Annotated in this window: 15 protein-coding genes, 1 rRNA gene and 1 pseudogene; 5 read left to right on the top strand and 12 right to left on the bottom strand. The window is 42.0% G+C overall.

Annotated elements, in window-relative coordinates:
- The 6 genes from I8748_RS27775 to I8748_RS27755 form a co-directional block, all read right to left on the bottom strand.
- Positions 1–381: ribosomal RNA gene (locus tag I8748_RS27775) — 16S ribosomal RNA — on the bottom strand; the annotation flags it as partial.
- A gap of 295 nt (positions 382–676) precedes the next feature.
- Positions 677–1,213, bottom strand: a complete 537-nt coding sequence (locus tag I8748_RS27770) for a transposase (protein WP_318781279.1) — start codon at positions 1,211–1,213, stop codon at positions 677–679.
- Between the two features lie 48 nt (positions 1,214–1,261).
- Positions 1,262–1,516: a transposase gene (locus tag I8748_RS27765; protein WP_225896569.1), complete on the bottom strand. Its 255-nt coding sequence runs from the start codon at positions 1,514–1,516 to the stop codon at positions 1,262–1,264.
- A 169-nt stretch (positions 1,517–1,685) separates the two neighbouring features.
- Entirely contained in the window at positions 1,686–2,630 is a 945-nt protein-coding gene (locus tag I8748_RS27760; RefSeq protein ID WP_198127738.1) for a heme o synthase, read from the bottom strand.
- Positions 2,631–2,689: 59 nt separating this feature from the next.
- On the bottom strand, positions 2,690–2,872 hold the full coding sequence (locus I8748_RS34745; RefSeq protein WP_214662786.1) for a hypothetical protein: 183 nt from the start codon (positions 2,870–2,872) through the stop codon (positions 2,690–2,692).
- A 124-nt stretch (positions 2,873–2,996) separates the two neighbouring features.
- Positions 2,997–3,929: a COX15/CtaA family protein gene (locus I8748_RS27755; RefSeq protein WP_198127737.1), complete on the bottom strand. Its 933-nt coding sequence runs from the start codon at positions 3,927–3,929 to the stop codon at positions 2,997–2,999.
- A 402-nt stretch (positions 3,930–4,331) separates the two neighbouring features.
- On the opposite strand from I8748_RS27755, the gene I8748_RS27750 reads away from it, so the two are divergent.
- The 4 genes from I8748_RS27750 to I8748_RS27735 all read left to right on the top strand — a co-directional run bounded on the left by I8748_RS27750 (position 4,332) and on the right by I8748_RS27735 (position 9,116).
- Positions 4,332–5,417, top strand: coding sequence for a cytochrome c oxidase subunit II (locus I8748_RS27750; protein WP_198127736.1), 1,086 nt, complete (start codon positions 4,332–4,334; stop codon positions 5,415–5,417).
- A gap of 107 nt (positions 5,418–5,524) precedes the next feature.
- Positions 5,525–7,261: a cytochrome c oxidase subunit I gene (gene ctaD, locus I8748_RS27745; RefSeq protein WP_198127735.1), complete on the top strand. Its 1,737-nt coding sequence runs from the start codon at positions 5,525–5,527 to the stop codon at positions 7,259–7,261.
- A gap of 160 nt (positions 7,262–7,421) precedes the next feature.
- The gene (locus I8748_RS27740) at positions 7,422–8,048 is read left to right on the top strand and encodes a cytochrome c oxidase subunit 3 (RefSeq protein WP_096555961.1); all 627 of its coding nucleotides are present in this window, start codon (positions 7,422–7,424) and stop codon (positions 8,046–8,048) included.
- Positions 8,049–8,567: 519 nt separating this feature from the next.
- The gene (locus I8748_RS27735) at positions 8,568–9,116 is read left to right on the top strand and encodes a hypothetical protein (RefSeq protein ID WP_198127734.1); all 549 of its coding nucleotides are present in this window, start codon (positions 8,568–8,570) and stop codon (positions 9,114–9,116) included.
- Positions 9,117–9,196: 80 nt separating this feature from the next.
- Here I8748_RS27735 and I8748_RS27730 read toward each other — a convergent pair whose 3' ends face one another.
- The 4 genes from I8748_RS27730 to I8748_RS27715 form a co-directional block, all read right to left on the bottom strand.
- Positions 9,197–9,883, bottom strand: coding sequence for an ElyC/SanA/YdcF family protein (locus I8748_RS27730; protein WP_214662785.1), 687 nt, complete (start codon positions 9,881–9,883; stop codon positions 9,197–9,199).
- Positions 9,883–10,539, bottom strand: a complete 657-nt coding sequence (locus I8748_RS27725; RefSeq protein WP_198127733.1) for a DUF2301 domain-containing membrane protein — start codon at positions 10,537–10,539, stop codon at positions 9,883–9,885. Before I8748_RS27725 ends, I8748_RS27730 begins: the two co-directional genes overlap by 1 nt.
- A gap of 328 nt (positions 10,540–10,867) precedes the next feature.
- Positions 10,868–11,785 (bottom strand): hypothetical protein, encoded by a 918-nt coding sequence (locus I8748_RS27720; RefSeq protein ID WP_198127732.1) that lies wholly within the window; start codon positions 11,783–11,785, stop codon positions 10,868–10,870.
- A 185-nt stretch (positions 11,786–11,970) separates the two neighbouring features.
- The gene (locus I8748_RS27715; protein WP_198127731.1) at positions 11,971–12,813 is read right to left on the bottom strand and encodes an SAM hydrolase/SAM-dependent halogenase family protein; all 843 of its coding nucleotides are present in this window, start codon (positions 12,811–12,813) and stop codon (positions 11,971–11,973) included.
- A gap of 112 nt (positions 12,814–12,925) precedes the next feature.
- Between I8748_RS27715 and pirA the strand changes: the two genes are divergently transcribed.
- Positions 12,926–13,081: an arginine synthesis PII-interacting regulator PirA gene (gene pirA, locus I8748_RS27710; RefSeq protein ID WP_198127730.1), complete on the top strand. Its 156-nt coding sequence runs from the start codon at positions 12,926–12,928 to the stop codon at positions 13,079–13,081.
- Positions 13,082–13,569: 488 nt separating this feature from the next.
- On the opposite strand, the pseudogene I8748_RS27705 reads toward pirA, so the two are convergent.
- Together I8748_RS27705 and I8748_RS27700 are read right to left on the bottom strand one after the other, a co-directional pair.
- A pseudogene (locus I8748_RS27705) lies at positions 13,570–14,034 on the bottom strand (HEAT repeat domain-containing protein); the annotation flags it as partial.
- Positions 14,035–14,290: 256 nt separating this feature from the next.
- On the bottom strand, positions 14,291–14,700 hold a 410-nt coding region (locus tag I8748_RS27700; RefSeq protein ID WP_214662784.1), incomplete at its 5' end, for an ISAs1 family transposase.

Here is a 14,700-nt window from a genome sequence, read left to right as displayed (position 1 = left end):
TCCTCCCTCACGCGGTATTGCTCCGTCAGGCTTTCGCCCATTGCGGAAAATTCCCCACTGCTGCCTCCCGTAGGAGTCTGGGCCGTGTCTCAGTCCCAGTGTGGCTGATCATCCTCTCAGACCAGCTACTGATCGTCGCCTAGGTGCGCTCTTACCACACCTACTAGCTAATCAGACGCGAGCTCATCTTCAGGCAATAAATCTTTCACCTTCCGGCACATCCGGTATTAGCCACCGTTTCCAGTGGTTGTCCCCGACCTGAAGCTAGATTCTCACGCGTTACTCACCCGTCCGCCACTGTGTCCGAAGACACCGTTCGACTTGCATGTGTTAAGCATACCGCCAGCGTTCATCCTGAGCCAGGATCAAACTCTCCGTTTTGCAATGGAAAGCTTTTATTAGCTCTTTTTGACTGCTTATTTATCCACCTCAGCCTGGTGCTCTCATTTTCTTGACTCAGGCTACTTGTGGTATTATGGCTTTCAAACTATAATATTTTCATGGTTCTGATGCCTTCCGAGCCGCTCTTTCGTGCGCTCTCTGTTCGGCACTTATCCAATATAACTAACCCACTCAAGACTGTCAACTCTTTTCACTAACTATTTTTGCAAACATTCTTTCACTCCCTAGAAGTCCCACCCAGTCACCTTTTTACTCTATAGAACCCATTTGATATCTATGCCTGAGCTAACCGCTTGAGCATGAGTCGAATAAAACATAGATTGAGCTTGGCAGTCGCATGAGTGAGTGTTCGCTCAAAGTTCTTGACCAAACTCTTACATCGTTCCATCCAAGCATTGGAGCGTTCGATTACCCAACGAGTTGCGATCGGGACAAACCCAGTTTTGTCCAGGGCTGCTTTTTCAGCTCCTGTGGGTTTGGGTGCGAGTTGGAATCGGATCTTGGTCATAATCTGAGGGTAGAGGGTTTGGAGAGCGGTTTTGATTTTCTCTGGATGATAGCCTTGGTCAAGCAGAATCGTAATTTTTGGGATGTTCACAGGCTTGGCACGAAAGTAATTTAAGTTCTGGCTCAATAGTTCAATTAAGCCACGGTCATCACTGACACTAGCTTTAGTACAGTGAGTGAAAAATGGTAGACCAAGAGTGTCTACCGCCAAGTGTCGTTTAATGCCATTAGTACACTTGTAATTACAGAACCCTTTAGACTCCGTACTGGCATTGCAGGTATTTTTGACTGCTTGCGAATCAATGATCAGTAAGGTTGTCCATTTTGGTTTTTTTTTGCGTCAAAGCGCACTTTACCATGCAAAGTTGTCATCCAGAAGCTCTATCACTCCCGCTTCTCGCCACTGCTTGTAGTGCCAAAACACTGTTGAGTAAGGCGGTAAGTCTTTAGGTAAATCGCACCAGTTACACCCGTTTTTAAGTTGATAAAAGATACCATTTAATATTTGCCGTTTTGTCCACTTCGGTGGTCTGGTTTGCTTTTTCTGGGGCAACAGTGGTTTAATGATTTCCCACTCTTTATCCGTTAAACTGCTGAAGTACGGCATTTATTTTTTACTTTACCTTTTCTCCCAAGATCCCAAATGGGTTCTATACATGATTACTTGGTTACATTTTTTCAATAAATGAGTAGTTGATCAATAAAATTTTTTTATTTTTATCTTTTAAAATACGATCGCGCTACTTTACCAACGCGATCGCATTTTCATCCATGCCCTAAGCAATTAGATTGATAGCTGCACTAATCAGGTGATGTGTAATTGGCAGGCTATCTACCACCATACCCAAGCACAACAGCATCATGTAGGAAATGGAATAAAGAAACAATTCTCTAGCGACAGTGCGATCCTCTGGATTTTGCAACAAGCGCCATGATTTGTGAATAAACAATCCTCCCAAACTCACGGCCACTGCTGCATAGACAACTCCACTGGCGTGCAAGGGATAAACCAGTAACATAGTTGCTGCCACCGTTACCAGAGTATAGTACCAAATCTGCTTCACGGTTGCCTTAGCACCTTCAATTACAGGTAACATTGGTATCCCAACCTTTGCGTAGTCATCCTTAATCATGAGTGCTAACGCCCAGAAATGGGGAGGTGTCCACAAAAAGACGATGGCAAAAATTAACCATGCTGCCCAGCTTAAAGTATCTGTGACAGCTGCCCAACCAACTAGTGCCGGAATTGCTCCCGCAGCTCCACCAATCACGATATTCTGGGTACTGTGACGTTTTAGCCAGTGAGTATAGACCAAAACATAAAAGACGATCCCTGAAAAAGCCAGCAGTGCGGCTAAAAGATTCGCAAACACAGCTAGTAGCGTGAAAGACATCACAGCTAAAGCGATCGCAAAAATTAAAGCATCACGCGGTTGCACCTTACCAGCAGGCATAGGACGATGGCGCGTCCGCTCCATGTCATAATCTATATCGCGGTCATAGATACAGTTAATCGTCTGGGCGCTAGCAGCAGCCAAGGTGCCACCAATAAGAGTTACTAGCAATAGTAATGGGTCTACTTCTCCCTTAGCAGCAATCCACATACTGCCAGCGGTAGTAATTAAAAGCAACGGGATAATGCGCGGCTTAGTTAGCTGGTAGTAGCTTTGAATTACTTGTAGAAAAGTTTCGTGGTGGCGAGAGACATTAGTCTCAATCATGTTGACTCTACTTCCTTATTTTTCAACAACTTATATGTAGCCCCTGCTCAGTCTGGTGATTAAATTTGAGGGAAAACCCAGACTTTTTGCACCTGCTTGGGTCGCAATCTTTGGCGTTGCGGTGAGTCCGGCACTACGGGAGGGAAACCTTGCCCCAGGTGACTTGTCTTAGCGACGTTAAGAGCATTATCCAAAGGGCTTTCATCAAAGAGTGCTACTAACAGCTTTATTTGTAGAGTCACTGACTTGTAGTCTCTTGGAGTACAGGGGAAGGTTAGGGTAAGGGATTGGGGATTGGGTATTGGGAAAACTCTTACCTAGTCAGCAGTCAGCAGTCCCCAGTCCCTAGTACCCAGTCCCCAGTCCCTACAAATTAGCGTTGATTTCACGACTAGCAGCCCAGTCACGCAGCGCCAGAACTGTGAAAGCCGCCAAACTACCTAGCAAAGCAGCTCCTACAGCTTGGTGAGAGACAGTTAGCGGTTCCACTTGCAGGTGTAATCTGAAAGTAGCAACTCCCAATAGAATTTGTAAAACCAACAATACACCAGCCATATTTGCTAGCCGCCGCAAAGCTGGATGCAATGCTGGTGTACGCCAGGAAATAAAAACTACTGCCAAGGTGGCTACAGTTGGCGGTACTAGTCCGAAAATATGGCTGTACATGACACCGCAAAGTTGAGAACCGCCAAAGCATTGGTGTAATGCCCAGCGCGACCCTACCAAAGCACCTAGTAGACTTTGTAAGTAAACTAAAATAGCCGCAGTTAAACCCACCCAAGGCAAATTCCCAACGGTTCCAGTACCTTGATAGGGAGTGAGTGCCGTGCCTACAATTAGCAGCGTGATGAAAAACAACAGCGCTGTTCCTAAGTGGGCGGTGACGATATCAAACCGCAATAGTTCGGTGACGGTAAGCCCGCCCAAAACGCCTTGAAAGACGATTAAAAACAAAGCGAATGTGGAGGCCCAAGGTAGCCAATTGGGTAAAAAACGACGATGCCACCAAGATAAACCAGAAAGGGCGATCGCGCTGATTCCAATCAAACTTGCATCCAATCGATGAAACCACTCTAGGAACACTTGGAAATTCATTTGCTTGGCTGGCACTAGTTCCCCGTAGCATAAAGGCCAATCTGGGCAAGCGAGTCCAGCATTCATCACGCGGGTGGCGCTGCCTATTGCCATCAAAATCAAGGTGGCGATGCACATCCTCCACACCAAGCGACGAATCAGTTCCTTGGGCTTTTGCTGTTCTGCCGTCGCTTCATTTTGTTGTTCTAGGACAATTTCGTTCATGAACAATACCTTTTGCCCGCTCTTGGTAGGGCTTGGAAAATCCTCAATTTTTAGTACCTACTCATCTTTACCCTAGCGTACAGACTAAGGTTTATAAATTTAGCTTTCACTTATACTTTGAATCAATCCAGCTGGTTTTCGCCTGAAGCTTTAGGTATTTTTCAAGATGTCAACAGATGAGCAATGACAGTTAAATTTGCTATCCTAAATTTTTCCTTAAATTTTTCACGGATTTATATCTATTCTTGGCAGTATCCAATAAGTCTCTTGTACTCAAGATTAGTAAATTAGGCAAAAAAATTAATAAAAATTTCAGACCACTAGACTCAATGTCTTCCAGCCTAGACTACCTTAGTAGGTGAGTAGCTTCGAGATAACGTAGTAAATTCATTTAAGTAAACCGTGAAGATTCCAAGTTCGATCTGGACATTACTTATAGGCATCGGGCTAACACTAGTCAGCCTTTGGTATGGTCAAAATCACGGTCTGTTGCCAACAGCCGCCTCAGATGAAGCCGTCTTGGTGGATGGTCTGTTCAACACGATGATGATCATTTCCACAGGTATTTTTCTGATAGTTGAAGGTGTCTTGATTTACTCTGCATTTAAATACCGTCGGCGTGCAGGTGACAATGAAGACGGCCCACCAGTTGAGGGGAATGTACCTTTAGAAATACTCTGGACGGCGATCCCAGCAATTATCGTTATAGGTATTTCTGTGTACAGCTTTGATGTATATAACGAAATTGGTGGTTTTAACCCTCATGCTGTGCATGAAGCCCCGATTACTCAGAATATGTCGATGACAATGCCGGGAGCAGCAATTGCTGCAACGTTGAACGACACGCCACCCAGCACAGAGCCTAACCTTAATCAAGAAAAATCTGATGAGGCAATGCAAGACCCAGCCACAGCTGAAGTCCGCAATGCTGACCAAATTCCCCAAAAGCGGAATGCTCCCGGTATAGGTGTTGTTTCGCCCAGCATTGGCTCAACTCCTGATAAAGCTGGCAAACCACCAGAACTAGTAGTCAACGTCACTGGTCTACAGTACGCTTGGATTTTCACCTATCCTGAAACTGGTATCACCACTGGTGAATTACACCTTCCCATCGGGCGGGAAGTGCTAATTAATATGACAGCCAACGATGTCATTCACGCTTTTTGGGTACCAGAGTTCCGCCTGAAGCAAGATGCGATCCCTGGTAGACAAAGCGAGATTCGCTTCACTCCCAAAACAGCAGGTGACTATGCCCTCATCTGTGCTGAACTTTGTGGCCCATACCACGGGGCTATGAGAACACAAGTAGTTGTAGAAACCGAAGAAGCCTTTGAAAAATGGACGCAAGAGCAGCTAACTGCTAGCAAAGAAACTCTCAATCAAGCCGTTGCTCTTAACCCTGCGGATTTATCAGCAGATGAATTTCTGGCTCCTTACACCAAGGACATGGGAATTCAACCAGAAACACTCCATCAAGTTCACCATTAGTCAGTGGTCAGTGGTCAGTGGTCAGTGGTCAGTGGTCAGTGGTAAACAAACAACTGACAACTAACAACTAACAACTAACAACTGACAACTAACAACTAACTCCTCCTATGACACAAGCTCAGTTGCAAGAAACTGCCAACATCCCCGCGCATGGTGAAGAACCACCGGCTAGAAAATGGCAAGACTACTTTGGCTTTAACACCGACCATAAGGTAATTGCGATTCAATACCTTGTCACGACGTTCATTTTCTACTGCATTGGCGGCGTTTTAGCTGACTTAGTTCGCACCGAACTGCGGACGCCTGAAGTAGATTTTGTGACGCCTGAAGTTTACAACAGTTTGTTCACGCTGCACGCCACAATTATGATTTTCTTGTGGATTGTGCCAGCTGGTGCAGGGTTTGCCAACTTTTTGATCCCCTTAATGATTGGGGCTAAGGATATGGCATTCCCACGCCTGAATGCTGTGGCTTTTTGGATGATCCCGCCTGCTGGTTTGTTGCTCATCGCTAGTTTAGTGGTGGGCGATGCACCGGATGCAGGTTGGACTTCTTACCCTCCCCTGAGCTTGGTGACAGGTCAGGTAGGCGAGGGAATCTGGATTATGAGTGTCCTCTTGCTTGGTACATCATCAATTCTGGGGGCAATCAATTTCTTAGTTACGTTGTTGAGGATGCGTATCCCAGGTTTGGGATTCAATCAATTGCCTTTGTTCTGCTGGGCGATGTTTGCCACCTCGGCATTAACTTTGGTGTCAACGCCAGTACTAGCAGCTGGTCTGATTCTGCTGGCTTTTGACTTGTTTGCTGGAACGACATTTTTTAACCCTACTGGCGGTGGCGACCCAGTTGTGTACCAGCATATGTTCTGGTTTTACTCCCACCCAGCGGTTTATATCATGATTTTGCCCTTCTTTGGGGCAATTTCGGAAGTAATCCCCGTGCATTCCCGCAAACCGATTTTTGGCTATAAAGCGATCGCTTACTCATCCCTAGCCATTAGTTTCTTAGGCTTAATCGTCTGGGCACACCACATGTTTACCAGCGGTATTCCTGGTTGGTTGCGGATGTTCTTTATGATCACCACGATGATCATCGCCGTACCCACAGGAATTAAAATTTTCAGCTGGTTGGCAACTATGTGGGGTGGCAAAATCCGACTCAACACTCCCATGTTGTTTGCCATGGGTTTTGTGGGTACTTTTGTGATTGGCGGTATCAGTGGCGTGATGTTGGCGGCAGTACCCTTTGATATTCACGTTCACGATACATATTTTGTTGTAGCCCACTTGCACTACGTCCTCTTTGGTGGTAGTGTCCTCGGCATTTACGCGGCGATTTACCATTGGTTCCCGAAAATGACGGGACGAATGCTCAACGAATTTTGGGGTAAGGTACACTTTACCTTGACAATTGTCGGTCTCAACATGGCCTTCTTACCCATGCACAAGTTGGGCATGATGGGCATGAACCGCCGCGTTGCTCAGTATGACCCGAAATTTACGTTACTTAACGAAATCTGCACCTATGGTGCTTATATCCTGGCAGTTTCGACATTTCCCTTCATTATCAATGCGATTTGGAGTTGGTTGTACGGAGAAAAAGCAGGTAATAATCCTTGGAGGGCATTGACCTTGGAGTGGATGACAACCTCACCGCCAGCCATTGAAAATTTTGACAAAACCCCAGTATTAGTTACAGGCCCCTACGACTATGGCTTGGAAAAGGCTAATGAAGGTGTACCTTTGTCTGACCCCAATCCAGTCTTATCCGGCGGCCCTAATTCAGTATTAAGAGCAGAACCCGACCCAGCGGTTGCTGCTAACCCTGAAGACCGTAAATAAAGGGACTGGGGATTGGGTATTGGGTAGTGGGTATAGGGTTTTGGGTATTGAGTATTAAGAAAACTCTTTCCTAGTCACCAGTCCCCAGTCACCAGTCCCCAGTCACCAGTCCCCAGTCACCAGTCCCCAGTCACCATTCCCCACTCACTCATAAAGATTCATGCAAAGTCAAACAATTGACCCAGCGAAAACTGAACTGAATCATCACCACACAGCAGAAGCAACTGTTGGTCATCACGAAGAACATCCAGACCATCGCCTGTTTGGGCTAATTGTCTTCCTGATTGCTGAAGGGATGATTTTTATGGGGTTGTTCGGAGCTTATCTGGCTTTCCGTTCTACCTTACCTGTGTGGCCCCCAGAAGGCACCCCAGAGTTGGAACTGTTGCTACCTGGTGTTAATACCATCAATCTGATTGCTAGCAGTTTTGTCATGCATAATGCTGATACTGCTATCAAGAAAAATGATACGCGCGGTATGCGTACTTGGTTGGCAATTACTGCGGCGATGGGTGCTATTTTTTTGGTAGGGCAGGTGTACGAATATACACATCTGGAATTTGGTTTGACTACCAATTTGTTTGCCAGTGCATTCTACGTTTTGACTGGCTTCCACGGACTACACGTTACCATCGGTGTTTTAGCAATTGTGGCAGTATTGTGGCGATCGCGCGTTAAAGGTCACTACAGTAGCGAAAAGCACTTTGGTATTGAAGCTGCGGAAATTTACTGGCACTTCGTTGACGTGATTTGGATTATTCTGTTCGGATTGCTGTATTTACTGTGAGTATTAATTATTAGTTATTCATTCCACGCGAATAACAATAATATTAGCCCCCTTAAGGGGTTTTTTTTATAGTTTTATAAAACTTAATTACGTTATACGTTTGTGATCACAAACGTACAAATCTTTGGCTCACTTGACCTTGAAAACGGCTTGAAATTCAATTGTAATCTCAAATTTTACCAACTGCATAGTTGTGAGGATTTTTAAGTAATCGTAGGTAACTTTTGAGTGGCTTGGTTGGCAATTATGCAATAGATTACGTATACACGTTAGGATATTTGTTGAATGCAGCTATTTATTCATATGCTATCCCAGCCATCATACGTCTTAATGTGCAGGGCAAACGCATCTAAAGTATAAGAATGGTTTAATAGCAAGGGTTTTGCCATTTTATAACTTAGCCTATTTTTTGTTCAAGATCCTTATGCAGTAAGGGTTTCAGAAAACTCGTGCGTTCGCCCTGTCTTAATGTGTGCTATAACATCTTACCAACAAAATTTAATTATTAGAGGCATAAAAATGAAACGTAAATGGATAATTTCACTTTTGGTACTTCCAATCTTAGCTTTAACCTATGCTTATGGTTCAAGCAATTCACGCGCTCAGACCAAATCTACATTAGACGAAATAAAGCCAGTGTTGACAGTAGGATTAGATCAACCTGTTGATATTTCTCCAAACGCAGAAAAAATTCTTCAAGGTTATGGAGTTCAATTCAAACCAGTAGTCCCTTCTATTAATCTTCCTGTGTCAGTAGAGAAAGCACTGGAAATAGCAAATAAAACTACACTAGCTAATCTGACGCAACCGCCTATTAAAACCACAGTCGAATATTTATCCTATACAGATAAAAACCTTGATCTTGTAGATAAAAATGTTTGGAGGATTGTTTACTGGGGTTCACCGCTGTTGATGACTGGACCTCCAGCTAACCCAGATGGTTCCACGCCTGAAGTTAAACAACCCAGTAGCAAGAAAGCAATTACCTATGTTTTAATTGATCCCTTCGATATTGAAACTAAAAAAGACTTTATTACTAGAGTTTCTACTGGGCCAATTCAAGATTAAGTTTTTCTATTTTATGGAGAGTGTATTTAAGCTCTCCTTTTACCATTTATTTATAAAAACGTTAGACTTTCTACTAAGTTTTAAGTTTTCCAACTAACTAATAAAGCATAAACATAAGCGATGGTTTCAGACATAGTGACCCGCACACCTTCGCTAGTTTTCCACCAGTTATTTGAGTCATAAAGTAATGGTTTAGCAGCAATTATACCCACTTCAATTTGGGGATAAAAGACTTTTTTAAAAATCATCCAGCTTCTACGGGCGTGAGCATCAAATGTCAAAAGATTTATTGATTTTATCGGTAGATTGAATTTTGATATCCATTGAAGTAATGCAACAGCAGACTCATGAGTACGATTCCTGACGACTGTAGGTATATAAACAGCTATTAATTTCTCTTTTGGGATACCTAGTTTGTTTAAAGTAGCTGCGGTAATGTCAGCATAATTTTTATATTCACTCAAATAAAAACCTTGCTCCACTGAAGTTCCTAGAGTAATGATTTGACGATAGAAACCACCTTGAAATTCAGCGGCTGCTTGTTTTACTTCGTAGTCTGATAACCATCCATCAACAACTAATATATCTGCGGCTTTCACACGAGAAGTTACGGCCAGAAATGGGTGTAAATTAGTAATTGCAAAAAACATCAAAGCAGTTATAGTTACAAGGAAGACTACCCATCCTTGAGCCGTAAATGTCCATATTTCTTGACGTTTTATTAGCCGTATTTTTAGCAGTTTTTTATTTTGATATTTTTTCTGCATTAAACCTTAGTTGAACGCTGTTCTTTCAAATAAACAAACACAGACTTATCCCCAATATCTGGAGGAATTGCTTGGACTGCTTTACGCAGGGCAAACACTAAGAATAAAATCGCCCAAATCCCTAATAAAACTTGTTCAATTTGAGTTGGTAAAATCCCTACTAAATGTCCTATCAATAGTAGTGGAACTATGACAGTTAATACTTTTGTTTCTAGACGGTTGAAGCAAAAAGCTTCTTTGAAGTAAATACCTGTCAAAGCAACAAAAGTGAAACCAACTCCAAATAAGGTAATGGGTTGATTGTAAACAGTCACAGCCAGAGGTTCACTGTTAGAAAGTGCCACTATCACTGATGCAATAGTGCCTATCGTCCAAAAAACTTGCAAAAGTCGGTGCAGTGATGCCATGTAGATATGAATGGTCAATAAACTGATACCGAGAGCAAGACTAAAACAAGCATACAGAGGCGTTAATGCGGTGAAAACAGATGAATTATTATTGAACAATACCAAAGCACTGCCTATGGCAAAGCTAAGTGCAGCTACCATTAAACCAGCGCGGTAGATAATTACGCCAGTGCGATCGCTCTGAGTTATTGTAAATTCCCCAAACTGACCCTGATAAAGTTCTGGTGTAGTTATTGTTTGTGTAGTCATAGTCAACCAATTATCAATGGGGTGTTAGAACTAATATACGTACTTGCTCTAATTTACCTTGAGCTGTTTTTCATTTCATTAATATTGATTCTACCTCTTTTGAAAGTATAGGTTGCCTAGATGCGAGAGTTTAGTTAAACAGACATCTTGCTAAGCAAGCTCTTACCTACCGCACACCCTGACCAACACTCAAAAAATTAACAGGTATTGAAAATTAGGATGATAGATTTTTGGTACGAGTGTGAGAATATGATGACTAGCTTGGCAAAAAATATCTAGTTACAGACAAATGTTTATATCTTAATTTTGGGTTCTAATTTGAAAATTTTTATTTTAGCTTTTTAATAGGAAATTTATCCTGTAATAACAAATTTATACGCTTGTGTAAGCGGGAAAGAACAAAATTTAAAGTTATACGATAACCGGACACATGAATTGAAAAAAGTAATGGTTTTATAACTTGACCTTGATATTTCAAATAGATATTTTTTAGTTTGTCTATTTCTAAACCAAATAAACTTAAAAAATTTACTGTATAACATGTTTGACCATGTGCCGATCTATCGAAAGAAAAAGCATATACATTATCGAAATTATCTATTAATTTTGACTGAGCAATATCAAGTTTTGCACGTGCTGCGTAGAAAAAGAATATAGGTAATTGGCTATTTTTTAGTATATCGAGCAGAGAATAATATTTTTTTATATCTGGTACATTTTCATACTTGACTACCAGTGGATTTGCCAATCTATTCTTTTCTCCCTCCAGACAATACTCTATTGAAAAAAATCCAGAAAAGCTAAATACACATTTAGCTTCAAGTAAATAACCAAACAGAGCAGCAGCATAACCACCTGCTGAATTACCTACACATATTATGCTTAATTCTCCTGCCTCTTGTTTGAGAAATTCATACAATTTTTCTATAGAGTTTATTCGAGAATTAATGCCCCGAATATACCATTGTTTGAGGATATCACGGACAAGTATTACTTTTTTTGCCGTAGTTAAAATATTTTTTTTCCATTCATAACGATTTTCTTGGATAATTCTTTTATGAAAGGTTTCACTATTGTTGGGATAATATAGAGCATGACTTGAGAAGTAGATTATGCATATATCCTGACAATCTTCATTGTTACAAGTAATAATTTCATAGTTATTTTGTTTATCATAAACTTCCCAAACTTCCGGTAAATCTAATTGTGTTTGATTTTTAGATAAATTACGGTCTTGTTCAGTCATAGCAATATAAATTCTATTTTAAGCAGAATAAGATTATGTATATATATTCAGGTAATACTATACATCCTAAAAAGGATACTAACATAAAGTAGCTACTGTATTATCATACAGTCATGCTCTAGATATTTTTTTCGCTAAAAATAAAAAATATCTCAGTAGTGTCGGAACGATACTAACAACTACAGCTACTTATTAATTTCGGTTTGACTAACTAGTAGCTCATCTTGCAAGTTAATTTGCAACTGTGAGTGAGCATTAGCGCTATTGATGGCAATTTCTATCCAACCATGACTACCAACTAAAGCGATCGCCTCTCCTACTTCAACATCAGCGTAAGTCTCACACCCTGGTATAGTCAACCCAGCAACTTGCACATACCAAGTTTTACCTTGCACGTAACTTCCTGGGATGTTGCTCACTAAGTTGCCAAAGTGATCTATATATTGAATGTAACCCACCATACCATTTGCTGTCTGATTGCAGCTGCTTATATTCATCTGTACCAAAGTTGCTGGATCAATTTCTTGTCCTAGCTGTTTGAAGGGGACACCACTGGCCAGATGAGCTGCTACTGGGGCAAAGATATCTCTACCGTGAAAAGTTTTGCTGGGTTTTGGTGTTCTCCAATAGTTAAGATTTGTAAGTTCAACTGCGGCGATCGCTGGACTTTGGCTAAGTACTCCACTGAATATGCCATTATCTGGGCCTACTAAAAACCCTTGGGCAAATTCTACAGCGATCGCTCTGCGTCTGCTTCCCACACCTGGATCTACCACCGCTACATGCACTGTACCCACAGGAAAATAAGCATAAGCATTCATTAGACAAAACCTACCTGCGGCAATATTTTGTGGTGGAATCTGATGCGTTAAGTCTACTACCGCTAGCTTGGGGTTGATTTGGGCTATCACTCCTTTGATCACACCTACATACACATCGTGATCGCCAAAATCGCTCAGCAGAGTGATAACACTTGTTTGCAAAGGTTTCTGCCGTTGTGAAGCCTCTAAATTTTGATTTGTATACATGACTCAATAATTAATTTAATGTTAATTTTGATTTTTCTGTAACAACAGCTACAAAATATATGTTATGTTAGGGAAACAAAACATAAAGAAAAAAATTAAACTAGGTAGTCTTATGAGCCAAAACAGATTGCAAGTTGCTAATCAAGCAAAGCAAATGCATAGACTGAATATTCAAAGAAACATAGAACACCGCTTGGAAGTAGCCAAAGCCAAGGGTGACGAAAGATTGGTTCGCCAACTTGAAGCAGAAATTAAGTACTTCGGCTAAATCAAAGTTTGTTGTTCATAGTGTTGTGTGGAACCCGCTTCAGCGGGTTTTATTTTTTTATGGAATTGGGAATTGGGGATTGGGAATTGGGAATTGGTGAGCCAGCGCGGTGAGGCAGTACGGTCTTGGGGTCTCCCCCTTCGGGTGACGCTCGTTCCTCGCTACCGCTTCGCTAACGGGAGTTTGCCATCGACGCAAGGCGCCAAGACGGCAACTCCCTCACCAAGTGGAGTAACTGCCGTTAGCAAGAGCGTTAGCGAGCCTGCGAGCGTCACCCGTAAGGGTCTTGGGGGTTCTCCTCCAATCCCCACTCCCTTTCGGTCGTGGGGGCCCCGAGTCCCCCATGAGCGACTGGCGATCTTCGTAGCGTTAGCGACGTTCGCGTAGCGTCTCCCCTTGGGAGAAGGAGGGTCACCCTAAGGGGAATTGGGAATTGGTTATTCTCTCTCATCTTCTTCCCCTTCCCCTTCCCCTTCCCCTTTCCTAACTTAAAACCAACCTTCTTGTTCTAGAGTTTCAATCAACTGCAAGCCACGAGGATCGCCTACACCCAACAGTGAGGATTTAGCATCTTCACGGACTCCCAAATCTTGGTCTTCGGCAAAGGCTTGAATTAGGGCATCAATCGCTGTGGCATAAACTATGTTAGAAGGTAGTTCCCGACATAACTGTCCAATTGTCCAAGCACAGTTACTCCGCACTGGTGCTACTGGGTCTTGGACTAAAGCTTCAATTAATGGTGGGATGGCTCCAACAACTGCCTCATAACCCACCTCTGCCATTTGCGCCAGGGCACTAGCAGACCATAAACGAACTGCGGAAATATCAGTTTTTAAGGCGTTTGCTAGGGGTGCTAAAGAACGGCGATCGCGGCAGTTTCCTAAAGCCCAAACTACGCCTTTACGTACATAGCCATTCCAATCTCGGTTCAGTTGGGCAATTAACGGTTCCACCCAGGGCAAACGCATCTTATTTACTAACAAAAACTAAGCAAGATTACAAAATGACATAGATAATTGTAAAAATTGATGAAACGATAAGCAAAGTAAATCAAACTTGTTCTGAAATATCAATGAGTTCATCTTCATCTGAATGAACAATTCATTAATCAGAAAACAATTTAATTAGGAGGTACATAAAAGTATATTTACCTAGAAAATTGATAAATTCTTCATGTGAAATATTCGACTTAAGTTTTGATGTACTATTTTAAGCTAACGCTAAAATATTTAGTAAATAGTTGTTATCCATCGCCGCGAGGAACTGTTTATTTTTAATTCCTCGTTTTACACGCTTCTCTTTACCTAAAAGATTGACCGCAATCTGCCTTATAATTGCAAAATTTTGTGGAGCGTTATCTTTCCTAATGCGGGACTCATCTTCTTTAAAAGCAACATCCAATATCCAATGCAATGAATTCTCAATTCCCCAATGACTACGAATAGCATTAGCAAACTGTTCAATATTTTCTTCAAGGCTACTAATAAAATAACGAGTCTCAACTGTTGTCTCATCATTTAACGAGCGGACGGACTCTACCATTCCAACACTGCTAAACTTTGACCAAACTGAATCTGAATCAAGTTGTGATCCAATTCTAGTTAACATTATATAATTGC

It is taken from the genome of Amazonocrinis nigriterrae CENA67 (genome assembly GCF_016056305.1).
Classification (GTDB): Bacteria; Cyanobacteriota; Cyanobacteriia; order Cyanobacteriales; family Nostocaceae; genus Amazonocrinis; species Amazonocrinis nigriterrae.
The sequence above is the reverse complement of the archived record's forward strand: the minus strand, read 5'-3'. Positions and strand labels throughout refer to the sequence as shown.